7 protein-coding genes are annotated in these 9,332 nt (G+C 47.4%); 1 reads left to right on the forward strand and 6 read right to left on the reverse strand.

Annotated features, from left to right (window positions below):
* Positions 1–14 precede the first annotated feature (14 nt).
* The 6 genes from T472_RS13900 to T472_RS13925 form a co-directional block, all read right to left on the reverse strand.
* Entirely contained in the window at positions 15–944 is a 930-nt protein-coding gene (locus T472_RS13900; RefSeq protein ID WP_023388495.1) for an alpha/beta hydrolase, read from the reverse strand.
* A gap of 214 nt (positions 945–1,158) precedes the next feature.
* Positions 1,159–3,402 (reverse strand): FAD-dependent oxidoreductase, encoded by a 2,244-nt coding sequence (locus tag T472_RS13905; protein ID WP_023388496.1) that lies wholly within the window; start codon positions 3,400–3,402, stop codon positions 1,159–1,161.
* Between the two features lie 287 nt (positions 3,403–3,689).
* On the reverse strand, positions 3,690–4,373 hold the full coding sequence (locus tag T472_RS13910; protein ID WP_023388497.1) for a helix-turn-helix transcriptional regulator: 684 nt from the start codon (positions 4,371–4,373) through the stop codon (positions 3,690–3,692).
* Positions 4,374–4,419: 46 nt separating this feature from the next.
* Positions 4,420–5,637, reverse strand: coding sequence for a pyridoxal phosphate-dependent aminotransferase (locus tag T472_RS13915; RefSeq protein WP_040907725.1), 1,218 nt, complete (start codon positions 5,635–5,637; stop codon positions 4,420–4,422).
* Positions 5,638–5,708: 71 nt separating this feature from the next.
* The gene (locus T472_RS13920) at positions 5,709–7,100 is read right to left on the reverse strand and encodes a PTS transporter subunit EIIC (RefSeq protein WP_023388499.1); all 1,392 of its coding nucleotides are present in this window, start codon (positions 7,098–7,100) and stop codon (positions 5,709–5,711) included.
* 19 nt (positions 7,101–7,119) lie between these two features.
* The gene (locus T472_RS13925) at positions 7,120–7,494 is read right to left on the reverse strand and encodes a RidA family protein (RefSeq protein ID WP_023388500.1); all 375 of its coding nucleotides are present in this window, start codon (positions 7,492–7,494) and stop codon (positions 7,120–7,122) included.
* Between the two features lie 162 nt (positions 7,495–7,656).
* On the opposite strand from T472_RS13925, the gene T472_RS13930 reads away from it, so the two are divergent.
* The gene (locus T472_RS13930) at positions 7,657–9,105 is read left to right on the forward strand and encodes a glycoside hydrolase family 1 protein (RefSeq protein ID WP_023863656.1); all 1,449 of its coding nucleotides are present in this window, start codon (positions 7,657–7,659) and stop codon (positions 9,103–9,105) included.
* Positions 9,106–9,332 lie beyond the last annotated feature (227 nt).

Below are 9,332 nucleotides of genomic sequence, written 5' to 3' on the forward strand. Positions count from 1 at the left end.
AATTATAAGTGCCATCATTCTCCATTTGTTCCTAGAAATGCCCTTATCTCCCTGTATGCAAGATCCAGGGAATCATCGAGCCTCGGATGAGTCAGGAACCCATGTACCGCATCAGGTAACCTGAACAGGGAAACCTCATTCCCTGCAGACCTTAAGGCTTCGCCGTAAGCCTCACCCTCATCCCTGAGCGGATCAAGCTCCGCTGTTATTATAAGCGTCTCAGGAAGGTTCTTCATGTCCTTTGCCATTATCGGGGAGATATAAGGATCCTTCCTCCTCTCCACGTCAGGGACATACATGTCCATGTACTCTTCCATCTTCTTCATCGTAAGCCCGAAATCATTCCCGTTTTCAACTACAGACCTGAATGGGGAATCTTGAGAGTGGTCCCAGTAGGTTGCAGGATATATCAGGATCTGCCTTTTAGGCACCTTCCTGCCCCTGTCCCTCAGCATCATGGAAACAACTGCCGCAAGGTTTCCACCCGCTGAATCACCAGCCAAAGTTATCTCATCAGCATCTTCAAGACCTATCCAGTCAGGGTTCTCCATGAGTGCTGCCGCTGCCGAATAGCAGTCGTTAAGCCCCGCAGGATAAGGATGCTCAGGAGCAAGCCTGTAGTCCACGGAAAATACAGCCATTCCCGTCTCTTCGGCCATCTCGAGGCATGCAGGCGTATAGCTTCCGATGTCCCCGATGACCCAGCCGCCGCCATGGAAAAACAAGATGGCTCCCCTGTTTCGCTTCCCCTTCGGATAGAACTCCCTTACAGGAATGGAGTATTCACCGCCATCAAACCTTATCACCTTGTCCAGCACCCTGTACTCTTCCTTGACATCAGGAGAAACCGCCTGCTGAAGCCTTCTTACGATCCTGTAATGCCTTTTCATGTCTATCCTGGGTGAGGATGCCAATTTCAGCATCATTTTCTGCAGCTTCTTCATATAAAGTTACACCAATCCTTCAGATTCAAGTCTTTAGAATGCCTGTTTAGCCGACAAGAATATTAAATAAATTATAGCATACCGCAATAGTCTATACAGCATGGGTTATTGCCAGGTTGGTCAAAACGGTCCATCTATTTCTTTAAATTCAGCCTTTATGGGAATTAAGAAGGTCCGGCAATCGCCGGACCTCCAAAGCTATACATGAAATATCCTATTTTCCTGCTGCCGCGCTGTTTCCTGCTATCCTTCCTGCAGTAAGTATTTCGGTTGTGGCATTGCCTCCTAGCCTGTTTCCTGCGAAGAATCCTCCTGTTACCTCTCCTGCCGCATAAAGACCAGGGATTATCTTTCCTGCTGTGTCAATGACACGCCTTTCCGTATCCACTGTGAGTCCGCCCATGGTGTGGTGCGTGGATGGAGCGAGATACCTTACTGACAGGCTGCCGATCTTATAGGTCTCGGTCTTGTATTTCCCTGCCGCATCCTTCTCGCATTCTCCGATGAGGTTCCTGTATGCAGTTTTTGCCGGGCTTGAAGGAGTAGCTGAAGCACCTATGAGGAATGCATCGTACTCGGTTATTGTCTGCTTGAGCACGCTCTCATCGATCTTGAGCAGCGCTGCCGCTTCAGTGAGGGTTACGATATATTCCCTTCCTTCAACAGTCTTTCCGCTGGAACTTCCCATGCTCTTCGCATTTGTCACCTGGATGAACAGCCCCTTGTCTCCCCCGAAGTCGAAGGCTCCCTGAGCGAGCACGTCCCTCTCGGCTGACTCGTTGACATATCTCTTCCCGGCGTTAGCAGTTCCTGCCGGACTTATGAATATGACGTCTTCACCGTTTCCACCGGCAAGGTTGCCGTTGTTCGCCCAGCCAATCGGCATGAGCTGTGTCCATCCCATGCCTGTTACTCCTGCACCGACCGCCTGCGCCATGACTATCCCTTCGCCCTGTGCAAGGCTTCTGTTGGTAGTGAGTATTGAAGATGTGAGGTCTTCAGCATTCCAGTATTCATTGGTCTTTAAGACCATCTCTATATTTGCTCCATAGCCTCCTGTTGCAAGCACTACGCCCTTAGTCGCAGTCACTTCAACTTCAGTCCCGTCGAACATCTTTCCCTTGACCCCGACTATCCTGCCTGTGCTGTCCTTTACGAGCTCGGTTGCGGTAGTCCTTGTCATTATCTTGTTCTTCGAGTTTGCCTTGAGGACAACGCCCTCAGGGGCCTTGAAATAGCCTGCCCACTTTCCGCTGTTGTCTCCGAATCCTGTTGCCTTATATTCAACTCCGTCTACCACTCCGCCTATTATCCCGTTTATCCTCTGCCACATGCAGCCGATAAGCGTCGAAAGCGTGTTGTTGCTGAATATGGTACCCATCTCCGAATACCATGGCTTGATTTCGCTTGCCTCTTCGCACATCTGCTTAACAAGCTCATACTTGCTGTATATCCATTCGTTCTTCTCGTTGTTGAGCCTCATTCCTCCGTAATATGTCTGGAATATGTGCATCTCTACGCTGTCAAAGTTTATGAGGTCCTTTTCTGTTGCACCCTTTGCCATCTTCGCATCAGCGTACGCCTTGTACTTTGTGATCTGTTCCTTGAGTGCCTTTAGGGTCGGAAGGTATTCAGCATGCACTCCTCTGTTAGGAAGGTCATAATCATCTACATCCTTGATTGCCGCTGCATCCTCCACGGTTCCGTCAAAAGGCTTCTCATTCCAGTTGAGGATCATGGTGAGAACTGAAAGCCTGCCGGTATCAGAGTGTATCTTTTCAACCTTCTCCCCTGTTGGCTCATAGATACCTGTTGTCGCATCAGGGTTAGCCGGGTCCCATACAAGGGATGGCTGGACTATCTGGAGCGCTCCGCCTGCAACTAAGGTGTTTCCACCCATCTCTACTTCCTTCTCCATGACAAGTACTGTCGCACCTGCCTGTGCAGCAGCTGCCGCTGCAGCCATTCCGGCTCCGCCTGCACCTATCACCACAACATCATATGTTCCGGTGACCTTGGTCCCTGCAACGAGCTCAAATGCCTTCGCGCCTTTCTTCAGTGCGGCTGCATCACACCCTGCCTTCTTTGCCGCATCCTCTACGGCTGCAAGCACAGCCCTGCTTGTAAAGGTCGCACCTGAAACAACGTCTACGCCTGTCGAAGTGTATTCCTTGATCCACGGGAACAGGATGTCATATGCCGGCTTTCCCACATGTGCGGTTTCAGCCTCTGATGATATGGCAATGTCAGTTATCGCATTGTCAGAGAAGGTCACGTCCAGGACAACATTCGCGTTGTACCCCATGGCAGTTCCCTGATACTTTCCTGCCTTAAAAGCTATTGCAGGAGCAGATGGAGCCGCAGTTGCTGTAGGAGTTACCGGAGTCTTGTTGCACGCAGTGATGGTACCGAGCAGGCATAAGGCTGCTGCCAATCCTATGAGACGCTTTGCTTTCATGTCTTCCCTCCTGATATGTCATATTCGAGACTTCAGGTCTCTACAGCTATATTTTAGTCCTTTATTCACTATTTGTTTCATATATTGTCAAAATATTCACTAAGTTTACATCTTCTCACCGAACACATTCAATTTGTTCGAATACCATGCACATCTTGTAAACACTCCCCTTGTTTACATCCATAACGTCATATTCATGAACACATGTCGCAACAAATGAAAAAATATAAATGGTCATGATGCCTTCAAAAGCTTCATGACCATTTCTCGCTATTCTGTTCCTGCTATCACTTGGATTCCGCACCCTCACTTGCTGGCTTGTTCCTCAGGTGCATGTATACGGTGTTCTTCGATATTTCCAGAAGATCTGCAACTTTGGGTATGGAGTCCTTGATGTTGAAGATCCCATAATCGTCAAGCTTATAGATTATTATCTTGTTCTTGTTCGAAACGTTTATCTCATCATTCTTCATGACGCTCTCCCTGACCTTCTTCAGTGTCGATTCTATCAGTTCATCGGAGTTGTCGACGAAATTCTCCATGTTGAGCTGATTTGAATCGGTCTGTGTTCCTGGAATGAATACCTTCATGATGTCCAGGAATGAAGTGTTGAGGTACAGGTTCATGCAGAGGAGACCAATTATCCTGTTTTTCTCCCCTCTTATCGCTATTGTGCTCGATTTAAGGGGCTCGCCCTTCTTGTTTGTCGTGAAATAAGAGATGTAGTCCTTCTTTTCACGGGAAATCTTCTCCAGCATCTCAAGTGCAAGGTCAGTGATAGGAACACCCTTTACCCTTCCCGTGTGCTCTCCGTTAATTATGTTGATTACTGAATGCTCGTAATCCTCAAGGCTGTGAAGAACAATCTCATAGCCTGAACCCAGATAATCAGCGAGCCCATTGATTATATGGGCATAAGAGTTAAGTATTTCCCTGTCTACGATCGTCAATTCGACTTCTTGAATTGCCATTTTAATGTCTCCCCAAAATCATGTGTTTCGTTAAAGTATATTTACGTTATCTTCGGTCCTGTTTTTCATCCTGCCATTTTATCAGTGCTGCCTTTATCCTGTCCAGTGCATCGATTACCTTGGCGTCATCCCTGTAGACTCCTAGGACCACCCTGAAGTGCCCTTCTCCTCCGGCGCCGTAGTTGATCCCGTCGTTCACTGATACTTTTGCTTCCTTCAACAGGTAGTCGACTATTTCAGTGGAGCTCCCTATTTTCGAGACATTCACCCAACAAAGGAAACCAGACTCAGGCATGGCCATCGTAACGTCAGGTATGGAATTCATTATCTCGAAAGCTGCCTTCCTCCTGAAGTCAAAGGACTTCCTGAAATCCTCCATGAATCCCAGATCCTTGCAGGCCTCAATGAGGGCTATCTGGCTTGCCGTGCTGGTTGCACCGAGCACGGATACTGCATTGGCATATAATGAATCCATTATAGCATCAGAACATACCACATAGCCAACCCTTAGTCCGCTAAGTCCCATTCCTTTTGAAAACGAGAACACTGTGACCGTCCTCTCGAACATTCCAGGCATGGCAGCCGGAGTCAGAAACTCGTTCTCATAGCAGAAATCCTCGAAAGCCTGGTCGCATACGAGGATCAAGTCATTTTCCACGATGAAGCTGCTCAGCTTCTCCAGTGATTCCCTGTCATATACCGTTGTGGTGGGATTGTTCGGATGAGTCAATATGACCATCTTCGTCCTTGAGGTTAGCCTTGACTCAAGGTCCTCAATTCTCAGCTGATATCCATGATCCTCATGAAGGGGTACTGGGACTACGGTCCCTCCCATGATCGAGATGTTCAGGTAGTTGTTCGGATAGCTGGGACTTGGGATCAGAACCTCATCTCCCTTTCCGATGAAGGGAAGGATGGAGAAATATAGCCCTGAATCCGAGCCAGGAGTGATCAGTATGTTCCTCACCGGGTCCACATCAAGTCCGTTGTAGATCTTCAGTTTCTTTGCAATCTCATCCTTAAGCTCCTGGTTCCCTATCGGCGCTGTATAGTGTGCCGCTGATGGATTCCTTATCGCCTCGACCAATGCGTCTTCAACATGCTTAGGCATTGAAGAGTCAGGCATGTAGGGATCTGCCCATCCCATGAGAGCCACTCCCTGCTTCTCCAGTTCCTGGTAGGTGCCGCCTACATCAGCCTTCTCCACCTTTGTGAACAGGCCGCCAGAGGCATATCTGAATGCGTCAATCATCTTCTCTTTCATAATCTCCTGCCTTTTAACCATAATAGGGAGTGATAACCACCCCCTTCAATTATTCAGTAAAATCCCTTATCTTACAAGCTCTCATCGAAGCCGAATACTATTGTGAGTATTGTTGCAACTGCGAACGCTATGGCAAATCCCACCATTACCAGCCACATGTTCGAAGGGTTTTCACCTATGAACATTGCGAAGTTGAGGAATGAAGGTCCGCCCATTGCATACGCCTTGAGGGCGAAGAAGGATGCGAATGCTCCACCGCAGGCTCCGCCTATGGCTGCTGCGTAGAATGGCTTCTTGAACCTGAAGTTCACACCATATATCGCCGGCTCTGTTACGCCTGTTACTGCGGCGATGGTTGCCGATGCTGCGATAGTCTTTGTCTTGGGATTCTTTGCCTTGAGCCAGACTCCAAAAGCTGCACCTGCCTGTGCCATGTTTGCGGATCCGCTGGTTGGCGATATGTAGTTGAAGCCAGATGTTGTTATGCCCTGTATGAGGACAGGTACCATTCCATGATGGATACCAAGCACTACCATGGAGGAATAGACTCCGCCATATATGAGTCCGGCAAGTATTCCGCCCTTCTCAAATAGTATCGTTACAGCAGCTGCAAGCTTTAGGCCTACGAATGTCATCGCGGGTCCTATTGTGATCAGTATCACTGGAGTTGCGATAAGCATCGTAAGGGCTGGAACGAAGATTATCTTGAGTGCTCCAGGGATTACCTTGTCTACGTACTTCTCGACATATGATGCGAACCATACCGCGAATATTATCGGCAATACGGATGAAGAATAGTTAACAACAGTGAAGGGTATGCTCATGAAGGAGAATGCTGTGGTACCCTCAGTTATGAGCTTGGCCCAGTTTGATGAGAGCATTGCAGCGCATATGGTCAGTGCCACATACTGGCTCATCTTGAACTGCTTTGCCGCAGAAACTGCCAGTAGGAATGGAAGGAAGACGAAGATTCCGTTTGCTATCGTATTGATTACAAAATAAGTATTTCCCTTGTTGTTAAGTCCCATAACTACAGCTATGGTAAGTATCGCCCTGACAAGACCTGCTCCGGCAAGCGCTGGTACTATTGGGTTGAATATGCCGGCAATCGTCTCGAAGAATCCGGTGAGAAAGCTTCCCTTGCTGTTCTTGAGGCTGTCCTTTGTCGACTTTATATCCATTCCATCAGGATTTTCATCGATTGCTGCCTCTTCCTTTAGTCCGGTCACTTCCAAAAGGTCCTTGTATACATTTCCTACGCTTGTTCCAATGACGATCTGGATCTGGTTCTCGCCTTTTACCACTCCAAGCACACCGTCGATCTTCTTAAGCTCATCAGGCTTCGCAAGTGTCTGGTCCTTCAGGGTTATTCGGAGTCTGGTCATGCAGTGTGCTGCATTAGCGATGTTACCCTTACCTCCGATGTTTGAGAGTATTTCTGCTACTAGCTTCTTGTTGTTCATCATTCTCTCTCCTTGTTAGTTATTTGTGGGCAATGACCTCTACTTCGCATAATGCGTTCTTTGGTAACTCCTTTACGGCCACGCAGGACCTGGCAGGATGACTGGTGAAGTATTCGGAATAGATCTGGTTGAACACGCCGAAATATTCCATATCTGAAAGGAAACAGGTAGTCTTTACTGCATCATCGAATGTCATACCTGCTTCATTCAAAACCGCTTCAATATTTTTCATTACCTGACGGGCCTGAATTTCGATTGTACTGCCTTCAATCAAATTTGTTTCAGGATTTATCGGAATCTGACCTGATAAAAACAGAAACCCTTCAGTCGCAATGGCCTGTGAGTATGGGCCTATTGCCTGTGGTGCCTTGTTTGTGTTTATTGTTTCTTTCATGATAGCCTCGCTTTTCAATAAAATATATTTTACTATTGCTACTATAACAATTAATTTTATTTTAGTCAATGCTCCGAATGTAATAATTTTTATTGAAATCTAATTCATTTATGGTATCATCTAAATTACGATGAATTATTTTTTAGCGAAAAGGAGATTCTTATGACTAAACTTAAAGAGTTCCCCGCAGGTTTCTTTTGGGGAGGCGCTACGGCAGCCAACCAGTGCGAAGGAGCCTGGAATGTCGATGGAAAAGGTGTGAGCATTTCAGACGTAATGACAAGCGGATCACACAAGGTCCCTAGAAGGATAACGCTGGATATCGATGAATCAAAATACTACTACCCATCACACGAATCAGTGGACTTCTACCACCGTTACAAGGAAGACATCGCGCTTTGCGCTGAAATGGGCTTCAACATCTTCAGGATGTCAATCAACTGGACCAGGATATTCCCTAACGGAAATGAGACAGAGCCGAATGAAAAGGGGCTTGAATTCTACGACAAGGTTTTCGCAGAACTGAAAAAATATAACATGGAGCCTCTAGTCACAATCTACCATAACGAGAACCCTCTGCAGCTCACACATGAATTCAATGGATGGGCGGACAGGAAATGCATGGACTACTTCCTCAGGTTCTGTGAGGTGCTTTTCACAAGGTACAAGGATACGGTCAAATACTGGATTCCATTCAACGAGATAAACTGCCTTACAACAAAGCTTGGAAATTGGAACCATGCTGGTATTCTCAACGGTAAGACCGAGTTCTTCATAGCACAGATAGACGATCCAAACAAACGCTTCGCTGCTCTCCATCATCAGTTCGTATCAAGCGCTAAGGCAGTTCTGATGGGTAAGAAGATCAATCCGGACTTCCAGTTCGGTACGATGATCTGTCACATTACGGTCTACCCCCTCACCTGCAATCCGGATGACATCATCCTGACCCAGGAGGAGGACCTTCTGAGGAACTGCTTCAGCGGGGATGTACAGGTTAAGGGCATCTATCCTTACTACATAAAGAGGTACTTTGAAAGGAACGGGATTTCCTTCGAGATCACTGACGAGGACCTTGAGGTCATCAGGAAGGGAGTCGTGGATTTCTATTCATTCAGCTACTATATGTCCAACTGCATAAGCTCCGACAAGGAAAGCGCACAGGTCTCAGGGAATGTCATGGGTGGAGCAAAGAATCCATACCTTTCGGCAAGCGAATGGGACTGGCAGATTGACCCCAAGGGACTCCGCTATACATTAAACCATGTATTCGACAGGTACAACGTACCGATAATGGTAACAGAGAACGGACTCGGAGCCAGGGATACCTTTGAGGACGGCAGGATACATGACGAGTACAGGATTGACTACATAAGGCAGCACATCGAACAGATGAGGCTGGCCATCGATGATGGTGTCAATCTGATAGGTTACACCCCATGGGCAAGCATAGACCTTGTCAGCGTGTCAACCGGAGAAATGGATAAACGCTACGGGTTCATCTATGTCGACAAGGACAATGAAGGAAACGGTACCCTTGACAGGTACAGGAAGGACAGCTTCCACTGGTACAAGAAAGTCATCGGGTCAAACGGAAACGAACTCTATTAGGAAGCTCCGTAAAATATCAGATACTATGAAAGAGCCTGAGATACAGGCAACATGCAAAAGGGACCTGAAGCCAAATCCGGCTTCAGGTCCTTTGCTGCCTACTCTTCAGTGAGTATGCATATTCCGTTGTTAAGGTTGAGATTCCTCTGTCCTCTTTCTACATTGGCGTTACCTCTTCCACCCTGGAATCCGGTTCCGTCATTATTCTGCTGATTGGTCTGCACTCC

It is taken from the genome of Youngiibacter fragilis 232.1 (assembly GCF_000495435.3).
Classification (GTDB): domain Bacteria; phylum Bacillota; class Clostridia; order Clostridiales; family Clostridiaceae; genus Youngiibacter; species Youngiibacter fragilis.